The sequence below is a fragment of the Paenibacillus sp. FSL K6-1566 genome (assembly GCF_038050475.1).
GTDB lineage: Bacteria > Bacillota > Bacilli > Paenibacillales > Paenibacillaceae > Paenibacillus_AQ > Paenibacillus_AQ lactis.
Genome location: NZ_JBBOSR010000001.1, coordinates 2507776 through 2528860, shown reverse-complemented (window position 1 = coordinate 2528860; position 21085 = coordinate 2507776). Strand labels below are relative to the sequence as shown.

The window sequence follows — 21085 nt, the reverse complement described above, 5'->3', positions numbered from 1 at the left end:
TTAGTAGCTCTCCAGCTGCTTCAGGTAGTTTTGGTAATTCGCATGGATCTCCTCCATCGAATCGCCGCCGAATTTCTCCAGGAACGCTTTTGCTACCTCCCAAGTCACCACATGCTCCATGACGACGCTAGCCGCAGGAACCGCGCATGCATCCGAGCGTTCCACCTGGGCGGTAAAAGGCTCCTTCGTATCGATATCCACGCTTTGAAGCGGCTTGTACAGCGTCGGGATCGGCTTCATGACGCCGCGGACAACGATCGGCATGCCGTTGGTCATCCCGCCTTCGAAGCCGCCCAAGCGGTTGGTTGCGCGGTAGTAGCCGCGCTCCTCGCTGTACATGATCTCATCATGCACTTGGGAACCGCGAAGCTCTCCGGCTTCGAATCCGATGCCGACCTCGACGCCCTTAAAGGCATTAATCGACATCACGCCCTGGGCGATGCGGCCGTCAAGCTTGCGGTCATACTGCACATGACTGCCAAGACCGACCGGCAATCCCTCGATAATGCACTCGACGACGCCGCCGATGGAATCGCCCTCCTGCTTGATCTGGTCAATGTAGGCTTCCATCTTCTTCTCCGTCTCCGCGTCAACGACCCGGACCGAGGAGGCCTCCGTGCGCTCGATCAGCTCGTCAATCGGGAGACTGTGCGGAGGCGCCTCAATCTCGCCGATTCGGATGACCTGTCCCGCTACCTTCACGCCGAACTGCTCCAGAAACTGTCTGGCGATGGCGCCGACGGCTACCCGTACGGTCGTCTCCCGCGCGCTGGAGCGCTCCAGCACGTTGCGCAAATCCTTCAGATTATATTTCAGCCCGCCGTTCAGATCCGCATGGCCGGGTCTTGGGCGGTGCACACGCCGCTTCGCTTCGTCATTGCCTTCGATCGGCTCCACGTTCATGATGTTTCTCCAGTGCGTCCAGTCCTTGTTCTCCACGACAAGCGCAACCGGCGCGCCGGTCGTATATCCGTGGCGCACCCCTCCGAGAATCTGGGCCGTATCCTTCTCGATCTGCATGCGGCGTCCGCGGCCGTACCCCTTCTGGCGCCGGTGCAGCTGAAAATTCAGCGCATCGAAATCGATCTTCATATTGCTCGGAAGCCCTTCGATAATCGTAGTCAGCTGAGGCCCGTGCGTTTCTCCCGCCGTTAGAAAACGTAAACTCATGATGCTTTTCCCCCTTTAAACTTTTAAGCGTTAAAACGCTAAAATCCGTAAATATCTTCTGATCATTATAGTATAGCTAATACGCTTTGACAAGAATCCCTCTATACAGCAAAAGCGCCTCTCATCCCCGGATGGAAAAGCGCTTCGCCTATACGGTCAGCCTGCTCGCAATAGCGATGCGGGCCATGATTGGATGTTATCGATCCTTATGCCGGCTGTTCGCTCCGGCTGCCGCTTCGCACACAGTGAACTAGAGCTTCCGGTAAAAAAACGTTTCGTTGCTCTCCAAGCCGTATTGGCCCGGATTGAAGATTTGCTCGGTGCTGCCCACAAACAGAAATCCGCCGGGCTTCAAACTTGCAGCAAACTTCATATACAGCTTATGCTTGGCATCCTCTGTAAAATAAATCATGACATTTCGGCACACGATCAGATCGAAGCCGGTCTCGAACCGGTCCGTCAACAGGTTCTGCTTCTGGAAAACGATCTCCTTCTTCAAGCTGTCGCTGAACCGGTACAAGGCGCCTTCTTCCGTGAAATACCGTGAGGCTACCTCCGGCGGCACGTCCTTTAACGAGCGCTCAAGATACATTCCTTCCTTCGCCTTCTGCAGCGCCCCCTCATCGATATCGGTTGCCATAATGCGCGCCCGGTTCAGCAGCTTCTTCTCCGCCAAGATCATCGCCAGGGTATACGGCTCCTCGCCCGTGGAGCAGGCAGCGCTCCACAGCTTAAGCGTACCCGGGTTCTGCTCGGTAATCGAAGGCAGGATCTTCTCTTTCAAAATTTCCCACCGGTTCGGGTTCCGCCAAAACTCTGACACGTTGATCGTCATCCTGTCCAGAAATTCATGAAACAGCGGCTTGTCCTTCATCATCGCTTCATAAAATGCCGCAAAGGTCGAGTAGCCCTTCTTGTTGCGCAGCGTCGTCAGCCGCCGTTTCATCTGCGCTTCTTTGTAATCCGCCAGATTAATTCCCGTGCTCCGCTCGATGCTGCGAACAAAGCCGACATAATCCTGGTCCTCCGGCAATAATCCATGTTCCGTCATCTTATCATCCTGTTACTGTAAATTATTATAATTTGCTTAACTTCCGCTTATCGGCTACAGCCAAGGAGCAAGCGTTTTCTCATATTGAACGAGCTCCGACTCATCGAAAAAGTTGGCGATCTCGCGCTTAGCGCTTTCAGGCGAATCCGATCCGTGGATCAGATTATGCGGCGTGTGGGAGGCGAAGTCGCCGCGGATCGTTCCCGGCTGCGCTTCCTTCACATTCGTTTTGCCGATGACCTGACGGGACAGGGCAATAATGTCATCGCCTTCCCATACCATCGCGAATACCGGTCCCGACGTAATAAAGCCGACGAGGTTATCGTAAAAATCCTTACCTTCATGCTCGGCATAATGGCGCTTCGCCTGCTCGTCCGATATCTGCAGAAACTTGCCCGCGACCATTTTGAAGCCTTTATCCTCCAAACGGCCGACAATGCGGCCGATCAGTCCCCGCTGGACACCATCCGGCTTAATCATTAAAAAAGTACGTTCCATAGCCCTCATCACTTTCCTCTCCTGCCAGGATATTGAACAATCTTATCATGCTCATGTGATGTTACATGTGTACCCTTATTTTAACAGAAAGCTTCTCGTGTCGATATGACTAATATGACCGCTTGGTTATAAAATGTGCGATATCCTTCAGCTGTTTTCTCGTCTTGATGTCCGGGAGGTCCGACAAGGCGTCAAGCGCCTTCGTAATATACCGGTCCGCCAGCGCTTCCGATCTGGCGATTCCGCTGCTCGACGTCACAAGCTTAACGGCCTCGGAGACATCGCACTGGCCGTTCATCGCATGAATGCGGTCCAGCTCCTTCAGCAGCGGCTCCCTGCGCTCGGGATCCTCGAGGGCATAGATGACCGGGAGCGTAATATTCCCTTGGCGCATGTCGCTTCCCGGCGGCTTGCCGATCTGCTTCTCGCTGCCGCACAGGTCCAGCAGGTCGTCCTGGATCTGAAAAGCCATCCCGACGTTGTATCCAAAACGGTACAGACTGGCAGCGATTCTCCGGTCCGCATCGGCAGCCAGCGCTCCAAGCTGGCAGCTGATCGCGATCAGAAGAGAGGTTTTGCGCCGGATACGCAGCAGATACCTTCTGACATCCTGCGAGACGTTAAAGAAATCACGGATTTGCTCCATCTCGCCGATAGACATCTCCACCATCGCTTTCGCCAAAATCTGATGAATTTCCGGCTGCTTTAGCCGGGTGGTCAAATCCAACGCTTTGCCATATATGTAATCACCAGTGTACATAGCGATCCGATTGTCCCATTTCGCCTTCACCGTCGGCTTTCCACGGCGCGTGCTGGCATCGTCGATCACATCGTCATGCACCAGAGAAGCGCTGTGAATCAGCTCCAGGGGCACGGCGACATGCTTCAGCTTCTCAATGTCATAGCTGCCGAACTTGCCGCCCATCAGAACAAATACGGGACGAAGCCGCTTGCCGCCCGCCCGGAGCAGATGCAGCGAGGTCTCCGTCAGTTCGGGACTGTCGCCTTCGACACTGCGGTAAAGCTCTTTTTCGATGACATCCATATCTTTTTTAAGAGTTCCGAATATATCAAATCGTTTCATTTCTTCACCCGCACGCTTCGTTTCTCATTCCACAGCTCCGGCACGACGACATGATCCAGCAGGCCGAGCTCATAAGCGAATTTGAAATATAAGCGAAGTCCTTCCTGTTGTCGTTCATCAAAATCGTAGCACAGGTTCGTAAAGTAATGCTTCCAGTATGCCGCGCTTCCCCCGATCCGGCTGACAGCCTCCTCAACGATCGGGGTCAAATCGCTCAAGCTCCGCCGCTTGCTCTCAAGGAACATATCGGCGATTTCCGCCATGCCCTCCGGGTTGCGCTCCACGGCGTCCCGGTTGACCGCCCAGACGGCAAACGTCATGCTGCACCCCGTCCAATCCTTCCACCACTGGCCAAGATCCGTTCTGTAATATTCCGTATTGCTCCATGAAGCCCGGATCGCATGATCGCCGATCAGAAGGGCCGCATCCGCTTGGGCCATCATTTCGGTCAGATCCGGCTCGCAGGTGATGTAGGAGTAAGTACCGCCGAGCGATTTCTCCAATAATATTTTCAATAAGTTGATCGACGTTGCCGACGTATTCGTAAGCGCGACTTTAGCTTCCTTCAGCTGCTGAAGCGGCACCTTCGTAAACAAGAAGATCGAGTTAACCGCCCCGTCCGCGCTCACGGATAAATCCGGCAGAAGCAGCAAGCGATCCGCTACCTCCGCATAGGCGAATGAGGATAATGCGCCGATCTGGATGCTGCCCTCGCGCATTCTCCGGTTGAGCTCGGCCGGAACGGCCGCGACCATATCCGCCGGCGTGCCGAGCGCTGCAGGATCCACGTAATGAAACACGGGCCAAGCGTTGGTATAACTGATCTTGCCGATGATGGTTTTGTTGTCTTCCCCCGGCATATTAGTCACCCCATCTTTTATACAAATGATGTTCGATTCTCAAGCTGTCCAGTACTTTGCCCACCATAAAATTCACGATATCATCGAGCGTTTGCGGCCCGAAGTAAAATGCCGGCATCGCCGGAATGATCTTCACCCCGAGCCGGGCCAGCGTCAGCATGTTCTCCAGGTGGATCGCATGCAGCGGCGTTTCCCTCGGAACGAGCACGAGCGGGCGCCCTTCCTTCATCATGACGTCGGCGGCCCGTCCCATCAAATTATCGGAAGCGCCGTGGGCCACGGAAGATAATGTGCCCATGGAGCATGGCATAATGATCATGCCCTCGACCAGATAGGAGCCGCTGGCGATGGTGGCCCCGATATCAGCGATCGGATGATAAACGATCTGTCCCTCGTACCCCCCGAAACGCTCGAGAACGGCAGCCTCCCGGCTCGCCGCTTCGAAGCCCATCTCCTCCTTCAGCACACGCCATCCGGCATTCGTAATGACGAGGTGAACGTCATATCCAAGCGACAGCAGGCTTTCCGTGAGACGCACGCCGTATATGCTTCCGCTTGCGCCCGTTATTCCGACAACCCAGCTTTTTCTCCGCACGGCCTCCATCACAGGTAACGCACCACCAAATCAATCAGAGTAAAGACGAACAGGACGATGCTCAGCGTGCTGTTCATCGTAAAGAAGGCGGTCTGCAGGCGGCTCATATCGTTCGGCGACAGAATGTAATGCTGATAGAACAGAATGCCAAGAGCGATAATCATCCCGATGAGATACCACCAGCTGAGCGGTGTGATGAAAAATAGAACGATAAAGCCGACGGCAGTAACGAAATGAAAGCCGCGGGCGAACCATAACGCGTGATGCAAGCCGAAACGGGAAGGGATCGAATACAAGCCTTCCTTCTCATCGAACTCCTGGTCCTGGCACGCATAGATCACATCGAATCCGGCCGTCCAGAACGCCAGCGCGACATAGAAGAGCAGTGCCTTCCAATCCACCTGACCTGTAACGGCGACCCAGCCTCCGAGCGGAGCAAGCGCGGTGGTCAAGCCAAGCACGACATGGCACAGCCAGGTAAAGCGCTTCGTAAAGGAATAAATAATAAGCAAAAAGATAGCGATCGGCAGCAGCCGGAAAGCAAACGGGTCCAGCTCATAGGTCGCCCAGAAAAAGACGGCGAACGATAAAATAATAAAAATGATGACTTCAAACGGCTTAAGCAGTCCAGCCGGGATGGCCCGTCCTGCTGTCCGCGGGTTTTTCGCGTCAATATATTGATCGGTTAGCCGGTTGAGTCCGAACGCGGCGCTGCGCGCTCCGAACATGGCCAGAAAAATCCATCCGATGTCTCCCCAGGAAGGCAGGTGATCGAACACCACGGCCGATCCCAGAATCGCCCCCATAAATGCGAAAGGCAGAGCAAACAAGGTATGCTCCACTTTGATCATTTCCAGATAAGTCCCAATTTTCTTAAACATTCCGATTCTCCTTGATCCCAATGTGTAAGGCTGCGATGCCACCAGTCAAGGGATAGGCCTGGACCTCCTTAAGTCCGGTCTGACGGAAAGCTTCGGCTAGCTCCTCTCTGCCGGGAAACAGCTTCAGCGAGTCGGGCAGCCATTTATACTGCTCATAGCGCTTCGCCACCAGTTGTCCCATGCGTGGCAGCAGTTGTTGAAAATAGAAATAATAAAGTCCTTTGAACGGCTGCCAGGTCGGCTTGGATAGTTCCAGACATACAACCATCCCGCCCGGCTTCACCACACGCTGCATTTCGCGAAGAACCTGCATATAATCCGGAACGTTCCGCAGTCCGAAACCGATCGTCGCATAATCGAATTGATTGTCCTCGAACGGCAGTTCCATCGCATTGCCTTGCACAAGCCGGATCTGCGTCTCAAGACCGTTTCGGGCAACCTTCTCCCGGCCGACCTTCAGCATCCCCTCGCTGAAATCCAGCCCGACTATGTGTCCAGTTTCACTTGCCTGGGCCATGCTAATCGTCCAGTCGCAAGTTCCGCAGCACAAGTCAATTGCGGTATCGCCCTGGCGCATATTCATCTTCTTCATCGTAAACCTGCGCCAGGCCTTGTGTCTTCTAAAGCTGAGGATATCATTCATCATATCGTATTTGCCGGCAATGCTCTCAAATACGGAATGAACATGCTCCTCTTTCGGCGTGCTGCCGTTACGCCGGGAACCCGGCGTCATCGTTTGTTTATCCACTGACATCACCTATCCTCCCCTTACAACAGACGAAACGGTGCCAAGTCGGTGCAGGAACGGCTCCAGCAAGCAGGTGTACGGGCAATCCCCAGACCGGCCCGCAAGCAGCTGCTGCAGGGTGCCCACCGTTTCCCGCAGCTTGTCCAGGAGCCGCTCGGCTGCCTTGTACTTCAGAATCAGCTTCTTCCAATCCTTCGGGTCCGCCTTCTTCTCGACCAGCAGCCTGCGTTCCTCTTCGCTTGCCGTTTCGATCAAGTGCCAATAACTGTAGCTCCATCTTCCCGAATCCGGAGAGACGCAGCGCTTCATCTCTTGAACCAGGGTTTCGCACTGCGTGAATTCCTTCAGCAGCGTTCTCCATGTCTCGTGAACCGATTTTTCAAGCAGGGGGGTAAAAGAAAGAAACAGCTGCATATTCAGCTGTACCGTTTGCCGTAGATATTCTTCAGAAGGCACCAGCGTATCTTTCATTTTGCCATACAGGTTCATTTTCATCACATTAACACTGCTTACCGCCCGGCTCAAAAGCGAGATGACCGCAATTTCGCCCTTCTGTGCAAGAAGCTGGTAAAACCGGCTGCTGAAGTAGTCCCCGGCAAGCACCTTTAATTGACGGGAGCGCATCATGGCCTCCCCTTGGTTGCCCTCGGCAACGTCGATGCTCTCATGCGTATCAAGACCCATCTGAACCAGCGAGGCGACCAGCGCGTATAATTCTTCGAGTCCGGCAATATTTCTTCCCGAGTCCTTCAAAAATATGTATAGCAAATGAACACGGGCGTCCGGAAAGTCCGGTAGTTCCGTGTGATTCTGGATCATATCATAATTTATATATTTCTCTGCCAGTTCTGGTACGCGATACGGTTTCATCCTCAGCCTCCGTGCACTTGATGTTCTATGGTCTATTGAGCCAACAATCCAATCTATTATAACACATGTTCCGGGCACGTACATGCCTGTCACTTACTATTTTAACCGTTTCACGGACTGCTGAACTGCTTCTGCCAAAGATTCGTAAAAGTTAAATTGAGCGAGGCAGCCAAGGATGGCGGCACATCGCCGTTTCGAAGCTGGCTCAGCGCTTCTGCGTAGCGCGGCTCCCAGGATTCTCTGTTCATATTCGAAGCAAGAAGCAGATACCGCTTCCCGCCCCAGCGATCGATCGCGATCACTCTCAAGTACAGCTGCCTCACATTATCCGTTCCTTCGAACGCGAAGGACATAATGCCGGCGATATCCTCATACACGTCGCCGACGTCCTCCCCGGGATCACTCAGCTTGATATCCATCGTCAGTGAGCCGTCATCATAATCCGCCCGGCTTATTTTAAGATGAAGCGGAAGATTCATCAGCGAGTCGACCAAGCCGGCATCCGTCAGCTCACGGCTGTGATAAGGGACCGCAGCGGTTACCGTCTCGATTTTTTGGCGCGCATGCGACTTTAACTCCAGCAGGATGACAAGCATCATGAAAGCGATCGCGGCCGGTACAAGCACAGCCCGTACAATTTGCCATTGCCTCATGTCGAATACCCCCTAGCTTTAGTTTCTTCCGCTCCTATTAAGTCCATACCTCATTGTATAAAGAAAAAAAGCAGGCTATGCCTGCTGCAAAAGAAAACAATAGATGAATGTTCGATGATCTTGCCTTTAGCCCTCATCGGTCATAGCGTTCTCGAATAACCTGCCCTAAAAATCAGCTGCCGGATTCGATCTTGCCGTGCTTCGTGATGATTTCAGCTTTGCCGCGGATTTTCACCGCAGATGTATGATCCGTAAATTGGGCGATGATGACTTCGCCTTTGTCCAGCTTCTCGGTATGATGAAACCGTGTGTCCTGTCCGCGCGTAAGGCCGATCACCTGTACGCCGTGATCCAGCGCCTTGACAACGAAATAATCGCCGTTTTGAACGTTCTCCATTCCCCAGACCTCCTCGCCGTAAATCTAAAAGAAAAGGCCGTGAACGAATTCACGACCTGTGCTCTTAGGTAATATGTAGAAATCTTTATTTGATTCCGTCTTTGAGCGCTTTACCAGGTTTAAATGCAGGAATTTTGCTCGCAGGGATTTCGATTTCTTCACCTGTTTGCGGGTTGCGGCCTTTCCGTGCGGAACGCTCGCGAACCTCGAAGTTGCCGAAACCAACCAATTGGACTTTATCCCCGTTTTGCAGTGCTTCGGAAATTGCATCGAAAACGGCATCAACCGCTTTAGTCGCATCTTTCTTGGAAAGCTCAGCAGATTCAGCTACTTGAGTAATCAGATCCGATTTATTCATTCTTTCACCTCCCTAACAAGGAATGTGCTCCACTTGCTATACACTGTTTCCGTTTTACCGCAAATTATACGTGCAATCGGGTATTTTCCCCTATTTCGCGTTTCGAATGCATGACGCGGAACAAATTTATAGTAATACAGCCATCTCATAATTTCAAGCGTTTTGCTTTAGCGGACCGGAGAAAACACGAAAAACAGCCGCTAATCGGGACTTTTGGCCCGTTAGCGACTGCGTTTTCACCACCATATTGGCGCTCACTTACAGAATGATTGCGATCAGACCGCCGGAGCCCTCGTTAATAATCCGCCCCAGCGTTTCCTGAAGCTTGTATCTGGCATTGTCCGGCATCATCGCGATTTTGCCCTGGATGCCTTCCCTTACGATGGAATGGAGGGACCGGCCGAAAATATCGGATTCCCAAATTTTGATCGGATCGTTCTCGAAGTCCTGCATCAGATAGCGGACAAGCTCCTCGCTCTGCTTCTCGGTGCCGATAATCGGCGAGAACTCCGATTCGACATCGACGCGGATCATATGAATGGACGGCGCGGTCGCTTTCAGTCTGACCCCGAAGCGGGTGCCTTGGCGGATCAGCTCAGGCTCATCCAGCGCCATTTCGGCAAGGGAAGGCGCGGCAATGCCGTATCCGGTCGTCTTGACCATCTCAAGCGCCTCTGCGAACCGGTCATACTCGCGCTTCGCATGGGAGAATTCCTGCATCAGCTGCAGCAGATGATCCTTGCCGCGGATTTCTACCCCGACGACCTCCATCAAAATCCGGTCGTACAATTCGTCCGGCGCGAAGAGGTCAATCTCGGCCACACCCTGCCCCATATTCATGCCGCTAAGTCCGGCCCGGTCGATAAAGTCATATTCCATGAACTGGCTTACAACCCGGTCGACATCGCGCAGACGGCGGATATCCTTCACCGTATCCCTTACCGAGTTCTCATAGTTGCTGCGCAGCCAATGGTTCTCGTTCAGCACCATGACCCAGCTCGGCAGGTTGACATTCACTTCATGAACCGGGAATTCATACAATACTTCACGGAGAACCCCAGTGACATCATCCTCGGTCATCGTGGCCGCGCTGAGCGTCATGACCGGAATATCATATTTCTCGGCCAGCTCGTTGCGGAGCTGCAGCGCCTCCTCGCTTCGAGGGCGGGTGGAGTTGATGACGACAACGAACGGCTTGCCAACTTCCTTGAGCTCCTCAATGACCCGCTCTTCCGCCTCGACATAGGAGCTGCGCGGGATTTCCGCGATGCTTCCGTCGGTCGTGACGACGACGCCGAGCGTGGAATGCTCTTGGATGACCTTGCGGGTTCCGATTTCGGCCGCCTCCTGGAACGGAATCGGCTCCTCGAACCATGGCGTGGAAATCATTCGCGGACCGTTCTCATCCTCATACCCTTTGGCCCCTTCCACGGCATACCCGACGCAATCCACCAGTCTTACGTTGACCTCTAATCCTTCCGTTACTTTGATCTGCACCGCATTGTTCGGTACAAATTTCGGTTCGGTGGTCATGATCGTTTTTCCTGCAGCGCTTTGAGGCAGCTCATCGACAGCTCTTACTCGATCCGCCTCGTTCGTAATGTTCGGGAGTACAACCGTCTCCATAAAACGCTTGATGAAGGTTGATTTTCCCGTACGGACGGCCCCGACGACACCTAAATAAATGTCCCCTCCGGTCCGTTCGGCAATGTCCTTAAAAATGTCCACTTTTTCCAAAAGAGATCCCCTCCTCAAATTACTCCGAAGGAAAAATGCTTTAAGAGCATCCGCTTCGTGTTCCACTCATAGCCAAAGCCATTGCAACAGATGAGCAGCTTTCACCTTTGTCGCCAGCAGTCCGCCGCCGTAGATTCCATGGGTTTATGGATGGAAACGGCAAAGCGGCGTAACTCGTACATGCATTTGGACTAGTAACATCTTATGTACCGGGTCTAAAAATATGACGGTTGCCCACGATGTCTCCGTCCATTTTTTTTGCTTTGATAGATACTTCTCTTAACTCGATCATGCTATGGGCAACCGGCATCATGCCCGCACGACTCTTTCAGATTATGTGTATGTCGCGATCTTGATAGATATTCCAATAGATTGGCATTATGGATAAACTTTTTGATCGATAGAAAAAGAGCATTCCCCAGTAGGTTAACCTACGAAGGGAATGCTCTATCGAATTATTCAGGATGCCGGCTGCGCAACCGGCTGTTGATTCATCCAGGCATACGGCACGGATTTCACCGGAACGAAATAGGATTCCTTCTCCAGGAAAACCCTTAAGTCCTCGCCTTCTTTCGGCTCAGAGCCATCCTTCTGGACGGCCTGCATAATATCGAAGGCATAATCGGCATACACCTTGCCTGCCTCATCCATGATGAAGGTCATCTCCTGGCCGGAGAATACGCTCATCAGCTTCAACGATTTGGCATCGGTCTTTGACAGGTCCACCGCCTTATAGCCGGGATACAGCGTCTCACCGGCCGGCAGGGCTCCGTCATTGCCCATTTTGTACAAATTGACGGCACGCTGTACATCGTTGACCGCTTGAACTGTTGTCAAATCCATCACCTTGACGGTCGGATCACTTTCTTCATTAATGATCAGAAAATAGCCGGTTCCTCCTTTTTCAAAGGCGGTCGCCGGGATTTGATCGATATATCCGCGGTTCTTCAGCAATTCAAGGTCTACCCGGTACTTCTCATAACGCGGCACCTCTGGCCCTGCCGTAATGATAGGCAGCACCCCTTGCTCCTTAAAGTAATCATCAACCGCGGATTGAATCCGCTTAACACTCTCTCTATAAGAAACTTTATTCTCGCCAGCTCCCTCGTCAGGATACAAGCATCCGGTCATCAGCAATGAGAACAACACCAGGACCAGGGCTGCAAAAAGGGGCTTTGCGCTTTCTGCAGCAGGAATCATCCGATTGATCCTATTCAAATCAACATCATCCTTCGCTTAAATAAAGTCATCCGCATCCCGGTTTCGTGCGGCCTCCAGCTGTTTGCGGATAGCCGCCTTCAGCGGATCCTCGGGAATGCTTACCTGTAAGTTTCCAGTGATCTTCGTCTGGCAGGACAGCCGGTAGCCCTGCTCCAGCAGGGCGGAGCCCAGCTTCCTCCGCTCCTTGTCCTCAGGGGGCAGGCACGACTCGCGCTGTCCCTCCGGTATGATTACCTTGCACATCAAACAGCCGGCTTTGCCGCCGCAGCGGGTCGGGATGCGCACGCCGGCCCGGCGGGAGGCGTCCAGCACGTTCGTCAATGGACGAACCTTGACCTTCTTGCCATCCGGCTGAAACAGCACCTCGTAATCCAATGGCTAGTGCACTCCTCTCCTGCCTTGTATGTATGGGGACCGTGCAGAGCACCATCGGCACTCAAATCAAATGGTGGAGCAGACCGCCCAAGGTCGAACGGTGCTGCAAGTTGAGCCTGTTCCGGGATAAGATCTTCGAGAGCAGCGGAAGATGCTCATCCGGGTTGAGCAGGATGGCTGCGGCAATCGCTTCATACCGGTCCGGCCTGGCTCGCAGCACATTGAATACCAATTCATGCGACAGCGGCATTAAACGGACAACCGTGCCCTGAATTCGATGCTCCGGCGCCGCATGATGCAGCAGCGGACCGATTTCCACACGATATTCGGATCCCCCCGTCATGACGGTAAAGCCACCCACCAGCTCGATAGATACGCCATGCCGACCATAGTGGCTCAATATGGAGGCATACATACCTTCTTGATCCAGGTGAGGCGCGTCTTCCGCCCAATCGGCAAGCGAGGCATGCAGCTCATGGACGCTTTCCGCATCCGTATAAATATCGATATCTCTCGGCGGCTTGTCCAGCTGTACGCCTTGGAGAAGCAAGCTGCAGCTTCCTCCAAGCACCCACGGCTGACCCGTAAGGTTCAGCTTGCAGACGGTCTCGTACAGCAGGCTCTCAAGCCCTGGCAGATCACTCAGCTTCATTCGGCACCCCTTTTACCATCTCGACGCGATCCTTTCCTGTTGTTAAATAATTGAAGCCAGTCCAATGATGAAGCCCACGATCATCATCATAAAGGCTACGAACGACAAACCTCCGCGTATAAACCCCTTGGTCTTGCTTCGCGCAAGCGTAACGACGATGACGGACAGAGCCATAATCAACAATGCGACAAGGGACAGCCACATCTTTTGCATCGGATCCATGTCACGAAACTCTCCATTCTCTCATGTAATATTCAACCTATTATACCATGAAAACCGCATCCGCTCATCCAAGCGCTGCCCAAAAAGCAAAAGCCGCCACCCGAGAACGGGCGCGGCTTCGGCGCCAAACACGCTTATGCGAACCTATTTGTTCATCATCATTTTCATCAAGGCTTCCATATTGCTCGGATTCATCCCGCTCTTCTTAACAGCTGCAATAATTTCCTGAACCGTATCTTCACTGACAGGTATATTCGCCATGGACGATACCTGCTTGATCAGCTGACGGAGCTGGGCTTCATTTTGCATGGTAGACGGTTTTACCGTACTAGCCAGCTTATTGACAGCCCCTGCAGAAATTTTTTTGCCGCTTTTTTTGTTAATCGCGTTCAAAACATCCTTGTGAAAGCTTTTGCTCATTTCCACCCCTCCTCCGGGCATCCTCAACTTAATATATGAGGAAGTCCTCGGATTGGTGAATAAGCTAGGTATGCCATTGCTCCCAAGTTTCGAGCGGCATCATTTCCATCTCGGTCTTCGGCCCGCGTCCCATCAGCCCTTCCACAGCGCTTCGAGGGTCGCGGTTTTCGAACAGCACGTGATATAACTGGTCCGCAATCGGCATCTGGACGCCGTACTTTTGAGAGATGGTATAGGCTGCCTTGGTCGTCCGAACGCCTTCCACAACCATCCCCATGGAGCTTAACACCTCATCCAGGCTCTTGCCCTGTCCCAGCATGGAGCCTGCACGCCAGTTTCGGCTGTGTCGGCTCGTCGCGGTGACGACGAGATCGCCGATTCCCGCGAGGCCGGCAAAGGTTAACGGGTTCGCCCCCATCTCCATGCCGACGCGCAGCATCTCCGCAATGCCTCTCGTAATCAGCGCCGCTTTCGCATTATCCCCAAAGCCGAGCCCATCGGACATGCCCGCTCCGAGCGCGATAATGTTCTTTAAGGCACCTGCCAGCTCAACGCCCAGCATATCCCGGTTCGTGTACACCCTGAAATAGGTATTCATGAATAAATCTTGAGCGGCTTCGGCCGCGTTCGCATCCGCGGAAGCCACGACTACGGTCGTCGGACACCGTCTTACCACCTCTTCCGCGTGGCTCGGCCCCGATAACACGACGATCCGTCCTTCCTCACAGCCGAGTTCTTCGGCAATTACCGTTGACATCCGCTTTAACGAATCGAGCTCGAAGCCCTTCGTTGCATGGATGACAAGCATCTCGTCATTCCAGTGCTCCTTAAGCTGCCCGGCAACCTCACGCATGGCTGAGGATGGAGCGACGATCACGACGGCAGCTGCCGATTGAACGGCTGCTTTCATATCGGTAGTCGCTTGTATATTGGAGGGGAGTGTGATCCCCGGCAGATACCGATTGTTGGTGTGTGATTCGTTAATCTCCCGAGCCTGCTCCTCCGTTCTGGTCCAAACCCACACTTCCCGGTTGTTGGAAGCGAGAACGCTTGCCAGCGCTGTTCCCCAGCTTCCAGCAACGAGAACGGCCACTTTGTCAGACAACGCGCTTTCCTCCTTTATCCTTGCCTTTACCGCCGGAGCCGAGCTTGTTCTCGCGGCCCTGTACGATCTTCACAATGTTGCTGCGGTGTCGCCAGAAGGCGAATATGCATATTATGAGACTTGTCCAAAATACCGGCCAAGGATACCCGGCAATCAGCAAAAATATCGGTGTAAGCACAACGAAAATAAGAGACCCCAATGAAACGTACCGGGTAAATACAATCGACGAAATGGCGATGATGCCTGCATAGAGCGCAGGCAGGAAGCACAGCGTTGCAAGCACGCCGATCGCCGTCGCGATGCCTTTGCCCCCGCGAAAGCGGAAATAAAGCGGCCAATTATGGCCAATTATGGCTGCAATGCCGCAAAGACCCGGCAGCCATTCATTGTCTCCGCCCAGCCACCGGCCAATCCATACGGCTGCAATGCCTTTGAGAACGTCGAGTGCAAGCACCAGGATTGCAGGTCCCTTTCCAAGGACACGAAGGGTATTGGTCGCCCCTGCGTTGCCGCTGCCGTGCTGCCGTATGTCGATTCCCTTGAGAAACTTGGCAAACAGCACGCTAAAGCTCACCGAACCCAATAAATAACATACAAGTATCGCTACGATCTCCAGAACCAAGCTATTCTCCCCTAACTCTCATCAGACTTTCTTCGTGTAAATATCCTGATGGGTGTACCTTCAAAATCAAATGCGGCCCGGATCTTGTTCTCCAGATATCGCTCATAAGAGAAGTGCATCAATTCCGGGTCATTAACGAATACAACCATCGTCGGCGGTTTGACCGCTACCTGTGTTGAATAGTTAATGCGCAATCTTCTGCCTTTGTCTGTAGGAGGCGGGTTGATCGCAATCGCATCGGAGATAACGTCATTCAGCAGATGCGTCTGGACGCGCAGCGAGTGCTGCTCTGCCACATGCTTGACTACCGGCAGCAGCTTATGCAGCCGCTGTTTGGTCTTGGCCGACAGGAATACGATCGGCGCATAGGTCATGAACAGGAAATGGTCCCGGATCTTGCGCTCGAACTGCTGCATCGTCTTGTCATCCTTCTCGACGACATCCCATTTGTTGACAACGAACAGGGAAGCTTTTCCGGCCTCGTACGCATAGCCGGCGATATGCTTGTCCTGCTCGATAATGCCCTCTTCGCCGTTAATCAGAACCAGAACAACGTCAGCCCGCTCAATGGCGCGCATGGCGCGCATGACGCTGTATTTCTCCGTCGTCTCGTACACCTTGCCGCGTTTTCGCATGCCGGCCGTATCGATCAACACATAACGCTGACCGTCCTTCTCGAATGGGGTATCGATCGCATCGCGGGTAGTGCCGGCAATATCGCTGACGATGACCCGCTCTTCGCCTAGGATGGCGTTGACAAGCGACGATTTCCCAACGTTCGGACGACCGATCAGCGCGACACGGATCACGTCCTCATCATAGTCGTCGTCCGCCAGATCCGGCAGGTTCTCAACGACCACATCCAGCAGATCTCCGATCCCGGTGCCGTGGCTTCCGGATATGCCTACCGGATCGCCGAAGCCAAGGGAATAGAATTCATAAATATCTTCAGCGCGCTTCAAATTATCCACTTTATTAACCGCGAGAATGACCGGTTTGCCCGACCGGAACAGAATCTGTGCCACTTCCTCGTCAGATTGCGTCACACCGGTCTTCGCATCGCACATGAAAATAATGACGTCTGCTTCTTCGATTGCCAGCTCAGCCTGCATCCGGATCGACTTCAAGATCATGTCGTCTCCGTCGATCTCAATTCCCCCGGTATCGATCACGCTGAACGCTTTGCCGTTCCATTCGGCGCTTCCGTATATCCGGTCTCGGGTTATGCCCGGTTTATCTTCAACAATGGCCAGTCTATCGCCGATCAGCCTGTTAAAAATCGTTGATTTGCCAACATTTGGCCTTCCGACAATGGCCACTACGGGTCTTGCCATATTCACTCCTCCTGTCAATTCTTACGATTATCATCATAGCAAAAATCGTTTCAATTGGCTAACCTTTCATATCATTTCTATTATGCTCTTCCCCATGTTACAACATCCGCTTGCTTTCGTCCCTAACAAAAACAAACGGCGAACCCAGAAATGTGGGTTCGCCGACTCGTTATGACAGGTCAATAGACCGTACATGACAATTTTCGGGCTTACTTGAACTTGCTCAGCTTATCGCCAAAGCGCTCTCCAAGCGTTACGCTCATACCCTGATTGTTCAAAGAAACGTTCGGGTTGTCTTTCAGGTCGATTTTAGGACCTTTGGACGGTTTTTCTGCTCTAGGAGCTTGTGCCGGCGCTTCCTCTGTTTCTTTAATGCTCAAGCTTACGCGCTGCTCGGAAGGATTGATGTCAAGAACTTTCACTTGAACTTCCTGTCCTTCTTTCAGCACCTCTTGCGGAGTTCCGATGTGCTTGTGCGAGATTTGAGAAATATGAACCAGGCCTTCTACGCCAGGAGCCAATTCAACGAATGCGCCAAAGCTTACAAGACGCTTAACGACGCCTGTAACGATGTCGCCGGTGTGGAATTGCTCGCCTGCAGTTTCCCAAGGTCCTGGGCCGGCAGCCTTGATGCTGAGGCTGATTTTTCCTTTTTCAGGGTCAACCTTAAGCACCTTCACGCGAACCTGATCTCCTTCGGACAATACGTCGGAAGGCTTATCCACGTGGTTCCAAGCGATTTCGGATACGTGAACCAGTCCGTCAACGCCGCCTACGTCAACGAATGCGCCGAATTGGGTCAGACGCTGCACCGTGCCCTCGAGCACTTGACCTTCTTTAAGCTCGGCCATCACCTTTTGCTTGTTGGCTTCGAATTCCTCTTCCAGAACGTCCTTCTGGGAAAGGATCACCTTGTTGTTCTCACGGTCAAGCTCCTTCACTTTTACGCGAAGCGTGCGGCCTTTGTAGTCGCTGAAATCCTCTACAAAGTGACGCTCTACCATGGAAGCAGGGATAAAGCCGCGTGCGCCAACGTCTGCTACAAGACCGCCCTTAACGACGTCTGCAACAGTCACTTCGAACACGTCTTGTGCTTCGAAATGCTTCTCCAGTTCATCCCAAGCGTTCTCGGCGTCGATTGCGCGCTTGGACAGAACAAGGCTTTCCTTGTCGTCGTTAATGCTGACAACCTTGCACTCAACCTCTTGGCCAACCTGAACCGCATCGGATGCGTTGTCCAGCTGTACAGAAGACAGTTCGCGAACAGGAATTACGCCGTCGTATTTATATCCAATGCTTACATAAGCCTGGTTGTCCTCCAATTTGACGATCGTCCCTTTCACGGTGTCCCCTTTTTTCAAGGATACGATTTGGTCGAGCTGCTCCTGGCTTTGCATTTCAGCAGACTCTTGATTTCTTGTTTCTTCCGACATGTCAAATAACCTCCTCAATTCAAACCCCATTTATTTAAACTCGCATAGGCGAAGTTCAAAACATAATTGCTGTAGTATCTTTCCATGAAAATGGCGCTTTTTATGCATCAAACCGATTCATCCGTTCACGGTCGGCTTACCGGTTGCCCGCATTTCATGGATTTTACTCATAATGATTTCAGTTGCGGCATCGAGCGCTTCCGGCGATTTGTCGCCTTCGAAACGGGATAAGTCTACGGGTGCTCCGTAAATGATCTTAACCTTCCGAAACAGCTTGTAATCTCCGATGATCGCCGCCGGAATGACCGTCGCGCCGCTCCGGAGCGCAAAGCTTGCCGCCCCCCGCTTCGCTGCCGTTGCATCCGAATTCCGGGTGCCCTCCGGGAAAATCCCCATCACTTCACCCTGACGCAGAATGGTCAGTGCGGTCTTGATCGATTCCTTGCTGACGCCGCCGCGCTTTACCGGAAATGCGCCAAGCTTGTCAATCAGCCATCCGAATACCGGAATTTTGAACAGCTCCGCTTTCGCCATAAATTTAACCTGGCGCTTCACGTGAATGCCGACCGAAATCGGGTCGCGCACGCTGAGATGATTGCTGCAGATCAGTACGCCGCCCTCGGAAGGGATATTATGTACGCCGACAGATTCAAACCGGTACAGAATAGCGAACAAACCGCGGACTACCGCTCTGCAAAAAACGTAAATCATGCCTTCCTCTCCCCATCCAATACAGTTTCGCAATATGAAAGAATCGCTTCGACCACCTGGTTGATATCCATATGCGTCGTATCCAGAACGATGGCGTCCTCCGCACATCGAAGCGGCGATACTTCACGCTCTGCATCGAGACGGTCGCGCTCTGCGATATCATGTTCCAGCTGTTCCAGCGTAATGCTCTCGTCGCGAAGCTCATTGAACCGGCGGAGCGCTCGCTCCTTGACGCTGGCCGTCATGAAGATCTTGAGTTCAGCGTCCGGTAGAACCGTAGTGCCGATGTCGCGTCCGTCCATGACGACGCCTTTCTGTGTCGCCATTTGCTGCTGCAGATGGACAAGTTTGGTCCGCAAGCCTTCGATCCGCGCATACTTGGAAACGGATGCACTCACCTGATGCAATCGGATATACGGTGTGACATCTTCCCCATTCAACAACACCATTTGGCCTGTTTCATGCGGTTTTAATTCAATCACCATATTTTGCGCATGTTGAAGCACTTTTTCGTGATTTTCTGCATCAATTCCTTGATTCAGCATAAACCAAGTGACCGCCCGGTACATGGCGCCGGTATCCACATAGATGTATTGAAGCCTGCTGGCCACCATACGTGCTACTGTGCTTTTACCCGCCCCTGCAGGACCGTCGATGGCAATATTGATTCTGTCCTGGTAACCTGTCCCCTGCATAACCAACGGGGCATTCCTCCTCAAACGTACGTCTCCAGCCCATCTGTCGCTTCTAGCATTTTTCATGAAACGGATCAAATGACAGATGATTTTAGAGAAAATAAGATAAGAAAGTGCAAGATTAGACTCATACCTTCTTAACCTTCAAGAAAAAAGCAGGCGCCTGCCTGCGACGTGAAAATTATACCACACTAGCTGGAGTGATGCAAAAGAGAAGGGGTGTTTCCCCCCATCCAATCGTTGACATTTTGCTCGTTTACGGGGACTCCCTCCATCTGCTGAACCGGCGAAATATAGGGCCTGGCAGGCTCATAATGCAGCAGCAGCTGCATGATCACCAAAGCTGCCGCGAGACCGATCAGCACGCGGAAGAGCAGCTTTCCGGCCAGCGCTTCCAGGGCTTGTCCGATCGAATCTTGCGCTTCACCGGGCTCCATTTCCCGCTGCCCCCTGATCGATTTGCTTTGCTCCTCGGTTATGACACAACATTCCTTCCATCATGAAATTTCCGGTAGTGTGCCACAGCCTGAACGAATATATGCATCCAGGCGGTCAGAGATTATCGATTTCGCAAATCAAACTGTCTCTCGAAGCAGTACCGGATCAGTTTTTGACGTTCCATGTCCAGAATCTGGGTGAATTTCATCATAACGATGCTCCGGCCCACGGGAAGCTCTTTCAACCGGACGACTTCACCTTCGAATGGGATATGCTCAACCGATCCGTTCTTATAGGGAACCAGAATCCAGCAATCCAGAAGATCCCCCTCTTTGAGCGACTGGCCCGGCTCCAAATAAAGCGAGATGCCGCCGCCCCCGACATCCTCGGTCTTGGTTAGAAACCGGGCTCCGTCCTTTGCCGTCACGGCTACTTCCAGCTCGGATTGTACCCGTAGGAAGCCTCTTCTCTGCACCTTCGTAATCTGGTCGGACTCCGGCTTCTTGATCCGCACCAGCTTGATGACGTCCTCATGGTGGCTCAGCACATAGGAATTAAAATAATTCTTTACACCGCCTTCGGTCAGAAAGTAAGCGGATATCTCATCGCCGATATAAAGCTTCTTCAGTCTTCCTGTTCCTTCTTGAAGGGGAACCTCCATATAAATCGATTCGCCGTCCATGTCGGAAATGCGGGATTTATACAAGACCTCGGCTTCCTTCTGATCCCCCGTATCGAGCTGGATATAGAGGACCTCATTGATCTTCGGATACAAAGCGCTCACCTACTATTTCTTCATAATCAATAATTCCCATTATATCACGGGCAGGCGGTCTTTATGGGATAATTTGAACGAATTTCGCGCGGTCTGTCGAGCCTTGTCCTTCCATGTTTCTCCATCATACAAAAAGCCGCCCAAGCAATGAAGCTTGAGCGGCCCGCCCTCAAAACGTCC

Annotated in this window: 26 protein-coding genes; all 26 read right to left on the bottom strand. The window is 52.7% G+C overall.

All coding sequences use genetic code 11. The features are described from left to right. The 26 genes from aroC to NST08_RS10875 all read right to left on the bottom strand — a co-directional run bounded on the left by aroC (position 1) and on the right by NST08_RS10875 (position 20914). The gene (gene aroC, locus NST08_RS11000) at positions 1-1170 is read right to left on the bottom strand and encodes a chorismate synthase (protein ID WP_007129826.1); all 1170 of its coding nucleotides are present in this window, start codon (positions 1168-1170) and stop codon (positions 1-3) included. A 250-nt stretch (positions 1171-1420) separates the two neighbouring features. Next, entirely contained in the window at positions 1421-2221 is an 801-nt protein-coding gene (locus NST08_RS10995) for a CheR family methyltransferase (protein ID WP_007129825.1), read from the bottom strand. Positions 2222-2275: 54 nt separating this feature from the next. Further along, positions 2276-2719 carry a nucleoside-diphosphate kinase gene (gene ndk, locus NST08_RS10990; protein WP_028403634.1) on the bottom strand — a complete coding sequence of 148 codons (444 nt, stop codon included), beginning with the start codon at positions 2717-2719 and terminating at the stop codon, positions 2276-2278. Between the two features lie 109 nt (positions 2720-2828). After that, a complete protein-coding gene (locus tag NST08_RS10985; protein ID WP_007129823.1) occupies positions 2829-3803 on the bottom strand; it encodes a polyprenyl synthetase family protein in 975 nt (324 codons plus the stop codon). Continuing rightward, positions 3800-4663, bottom strand: coding sequence for a menaquinone biosynthesis protein (locus NST08_RS10980; RefSeq protein WP_341341746.1), 864 nt, complete (start codon positions 4661-4663; stop codon positions 3800-3802). Before NST08_RS10980 ends, NST08_RS10985 begins: the two co-directional genes overlap by 4 nt. Before the next feature lies 1 nt (position 4664). Continuing rightward, complete coding sequence (locus NST08_RS10975) at positions 4665-5267, bottom strand: UbiX family flavin prenyltransferase (protein ID WP_007129821.1); 603 nt, start codon at positions 5265-5267, stop codon at positions 4665-4667. Then, positions 5267-6139, bottom strand: coding sequence for a UbiA-like polyprenyltransferase (locus tag NST08_RS10970; protein WP_213615237.1), 873 nt, complete (start codon positions 6137-6139; stop codon positions 5267-5269). The genes NST08_RS10975 and NST08_RS10970 overlap by 1 nt, the downstream gene beginning before the upstream one ends. Beyond that, the gene (locus tag NST08_RS10965) at positions 6132-6893 is read right to left on the bottom strand and encodes a demethylmenaquinone methyltransferase (protein WP_244869204.1); all 762 of its coding nucleotides are present in this window, start codon (positions 6891-6893) and stop codon (positions 6132-6134) included. Before NST08_RS10965 ends, NST08_RS10970 begins: the two co-directional genes overlap by 8 nt. Before the next feature lie 3 nt (positions 6894-6896). After that, entirely contained in the window at positions 6897-7757 is an 861-nt protein-coding gene (locus NST08_RS10960; RefSeq protein WP_213615239.1) for a heptaprenyl diphosphate synthase component 1, read from the bottom strand. A 110-nt stretch (positions 7758-7867) separates the two neighbouring features. Next, entirely contained in the window at positions 7868-8410 is a 543-nt protein-coding gene (locus tag NST08_RS10955; protein WP_007129817.1) for a hypothetical protein, read from the bottom strand. Positions 8411-8582: 172 nt separating this feature from the next. Next, a complete protein-coding gene (mtrB, locus tag NST08_RS10950) occupies positions 8583-8807 on the bottom strand; it encodes a trp RNA-binding attenuation protein MtrB (RefSeq protein ID WP_007129816.1) in 225 nt (74 codons plus the stop codon). An 85-nt stretch (positions 8808-8892) separates the two neighbouring features. Beyond that, complete coding sequence (locus NST08_RS10945; protein WP_007129815.1) at positions 8893-9165, bottom strand: HU family DNA-binding protein; 273 nt, start codon at positions 9163-9165, stop codon at positions 8893-8895. Between the two features lie 258 nt (positions 9166-9423). Continuing rightward, on the bottom strand, positions 9424-10902 hold the full coding sequence (spoIVA, locus tag NST08_RS10940; RefSeq protein WP_007129814.1) for a stage IV sporulation protein A: 1479 nt from the start codon (positions 10900-10902) through the stop codon (positions 9424-9426). Between the two features lie 459 nt (positions 10903-11361). After that, positions 11362-12120 carry a hypothetical protein gene (locus NST08_RS10935; RefSeq protein ID WP_379400303.1) on the bottom strand — a complete coding sequence of 253 codons (759 nt, stop codon included), beginning with the start codon at positions 12118-12120 and terminating at the stop codon, positions 11362-11364. Positions 12121-12138: 18 nt separating this feature from the next. Continuing rightward, complete coding sequence (locus NST08_RS10930; protein WP_028403638.1) at positions 12139-12498, bottom strand: 2Fe-2S iron-sulfur cluster-binding protein; 360 nt, start codon at positions 12496-12498, stop codon at positions 12139-12141. A 61-nt stretch (positions 12499-12559) separates the two neighbouring features. Continuing rightward, positions 12560-13150 (bottom strand): hypothetical protein, encoded by a 591-nt coding sequence (locus NST08_RS10925; RefSeq protein WP_028403639.1) that lies wholly within the window; start codon positions 13148-13150, stop codon positions 12560-12562. A 42-nt stretch (positions 13151-13192) separates the two neighbouring features. After that, positions 13193-13372, bottom strand: coding sequence for a DUF2768 family protein (locus tag NST08_RS10920; protein WP_007129810.1), 180 nt, complete (start codon positions 13370-13372; stop codon positions 13193-13195). Positions 13373-13516: 144 nt separating this feature from the next. Next, positions 13517-13792, bottom strand: a complete 276-nt coding sequence (locus NST08_RS10915; protein WP_007129809.1) for a stage VI sporulation protein F — start codon at positions 13790-13792, stop codon at positions 13517-13519. A gap of 64 nt (positions 13793-13856) precedes the next feature. Continuing rightward, positions 13857-14897, bottom strand: coding sequence for an NAD(P)H-dependent glycerol-3-phosphate dehydrogenase (locus tag NST08_RS10910; RefSeq protein WP_007129808.1), 1041 nt, complete (start codon positions 14895-14897; stop codon positions 13857-13859). After that, positions 14890-15519, bottom strand: a complete 630-nt coding sequence (plsY, locus tag NST08_RS10905; protein ID WP_007129807.1) for a glycerol-3-phosphate 1-O-acyltransferase PlsY — start codon at positions 15517-15519, stop codon at positions 14890-14892. Before plsY ends, NST08_RS10910 begins: the two co-directional genes overlap by 8 nt. 11 nt (positions 15520-15530) lie before the next feature. Continuing rightward, complete coding sequence (gene der / locus NST08_RS10900) at positions 15531-16853, bottom strand: ribosome biogenesis GTPase Der (RefSeq protein WP_007129806.1); 1323 nt, start codon at positions 16851-16853, stop codon at positions 15531-15533. Between the two features lie 209 nt (positions 16854-17062). After that, the gene (gene rpsA, locus NST08_RS10895) at positions 17063-18286 is read right to left on the bottom strand and encodes a 30S ribosomal protein S1 (RefSeq protein WP_007129805.1); all 1224 of its coding nucleotides are present in this window, start codon (positions 18284-18286) and stop codon (positions 17063-17065) included. A 117-nt stretch (positions 18287-18403) separates the two neighbouring features. Next, positions 18404-18997 carry a lysophospholipid acyltransferase family protein gene (locus tag NST08_RS10890; protein WP_007129804.1) on the bottom strand — a complete coding sequence of 198 codons (594 nt, stop codon included), beginning with the start codon at positions 18995-18997 and terminating at the stop codon, positions 18404-18406. After that, positions 18994-19698, bottom strand: coding sequence for a (d)CMP kinase (gene cmk, locus NST08_RS10885; protein ID WP_007129803.1), 705 nt, complete (start codon positions 19696-19698; stop codon positions 18994-18996). The genes NST08_RS10890 and cmk overlap by 4 nt, the downstream gene beginning before the upstream one ends. Before the next feature lie 185 nt (positions 19699-19883). Then, the gene (locus NST08_RS10880) at positions 19884-20129 is read right to left on the bottom strand and encodes a DUF5359 family protein (protein WP_034272109.1); all 246 of its coding nucleotides are present in this window, start codon (positions 20127-20129) and stop codon (positions 19884-19886) included. A 122-nt stretch (positions 20130-20251) separates the two neighbouring features. After that, positions 20252-20914: a flagellar brake protein gene (locus NST08_RS10875; protein ID WP_040738555.1), complete on the bottom strand. Its 663-nt coding sequence runs from the start codon at positions 20912-20914 to the stop codon at positions 20252-20254. Positions 20915-21085 lie beyond the last annotated feature (171 nt).

What these genes read in the sequence shown, in the direction of transcription:
- aroC (WP_007129826.1), bottom strand. Translation starts at nt 1,170, where the DNA reads ATGAGTTTACGTTTTCTAACGGCGGGAGAAACGCACGGGCCTCAGCTG.
- NST08_RS10995 (WP_007129825.1), bottom strand. Translation starts at nt 2,221, where the DNA reads ATGACGGAACATGGATTATTGCCGGAGGACCAGGATTATGTCGGCTTT.
- ndk (WP_028403634.1), bottom strand. Translation starts at nt 2,719, where the DNA reads ATGGAACGTACTTTTTTAATGATTAAGCCGGATGGTGTCCAGCGGGGA.
- NST08_RS10985 (WP_007129823.1), bottom strand. Translation starts at nt 3,803, where the DNA reads ATGAAACGATTTGATATATTCGGAACTCTTAAAAAAGATATGGATGTC.
- NST08_RS10980 (WP_341341746.1), bottom strand. Translation starts at nt 4,663, where the DNA reads ATGCCGGGGGAAGACAACAAAACCATCATCGGCAAGATCAGTTATACC.
- NST08_RS10975 (WP_007129821.1), bottom strand. Translation starts at nt 5,267, where the DNA reads ATGGAGGCCGTGCGGAGAAAAAGCTGGGTTGTCGGAATAACGGGCGCA.
- NST08_RS10970 (WP_213615237.1), bottom strand. Translation starts at nt 6,139, where the DNA reads ATGTTTAAGAAAATTGGGACTTATCTGGAAATGATCAAAGTGGAGCAT.
- NST08_RS10965 (WP_244869204.1), bottom strand. Translation starts at nt 6,893, where the DNA reads ATGTCAGTGGATAAACAAACGATGACGCCGGGTTCCCGGCGTAACGGC.
- NST08_RS10960 (WP_213615239.1), bottom strand. Translation starts at nt 7,757, where the DNA reads ATGAAACCGTATCGCGTACCAGAACTGGCAGAGAAATATATAAATTAT.
- NST08_RS10955 (WP_007129817.1), bottom strand. Translation starts at nt 8,410, where the DNA reads ATGAGGCAATGGCAAATTGTACGGGCTGTGCTTGTACCGGCCGCGATC.
- mtrB (WP_007129816.1), bottom strand. Translation starts at nt 8,807, where the DNA reads ATGGAGAACGTTCAAAACGGCGATTATTTCGTTGTCAAGGCGCTGGAT.
- NST08_RS10945 (WP_007129815.1), bottom strand. Translation starts at nt 9,165, where the DNA reads ATGAATAAATCGGATCTGATTACTCAAGTAGCTGAATCTGCTGAGCTT.
- NST08_RS10925 (WP_028403639.1), bottom strand. Translation starts at nt 13,150, where the DNA reads ATGAAGCTGAGTGATCTGCCAGGGCTTGAGAGCCTGCTGTACGAGACC.
- NST08_RS10920 (WP_007129810.1), bottom strand. Translation starts at nt 13,372, where the DNA reads ATGGATCCGATGCAAAAGATGTGGCTGTCCCTTGTCGCATTGTTGATT.
- NST08_RS10915 (WP_007129809.1), bottom strand. Translation starts at nt 13,792, where the DNA reads ATGAGCAAAAGCTTTCACAAGGATGTTTTGAACGCGATTAACAAAAAA.
- der (WP_007129806.1), bottom strand. Translation starts at nt 16,853, where the DNA reads ATGGCAAGACCCGTAGTGGCCATTGTCGGAAGGCCAAATGTTGGCAAA.
- rpsA (WP_007129805.1), bottom strand. Translation starts at nt 18,286, where the DNA reads ATGTCGGAAGAAACAAGAAATCAAGAGTCTGCTGAAATGCAAAGCCAG.
- NST08_RS10890 (WP_007129804.1), bottom strand. Translation starts at nt 18,997, where the DNA reads ATGATTTACGTTTTTTGCAGAGCGGTAGTCCGCGGTTTGTTCGCTATT.
- NST08_RS10880 (WP_034272109.1), bottom strand. Translation starts at nt 20,129, where the DNA reads ATGGAGCCCGGTGAAGCGCAAGATTCGATCGGACAAGCCCTGGAAGCG.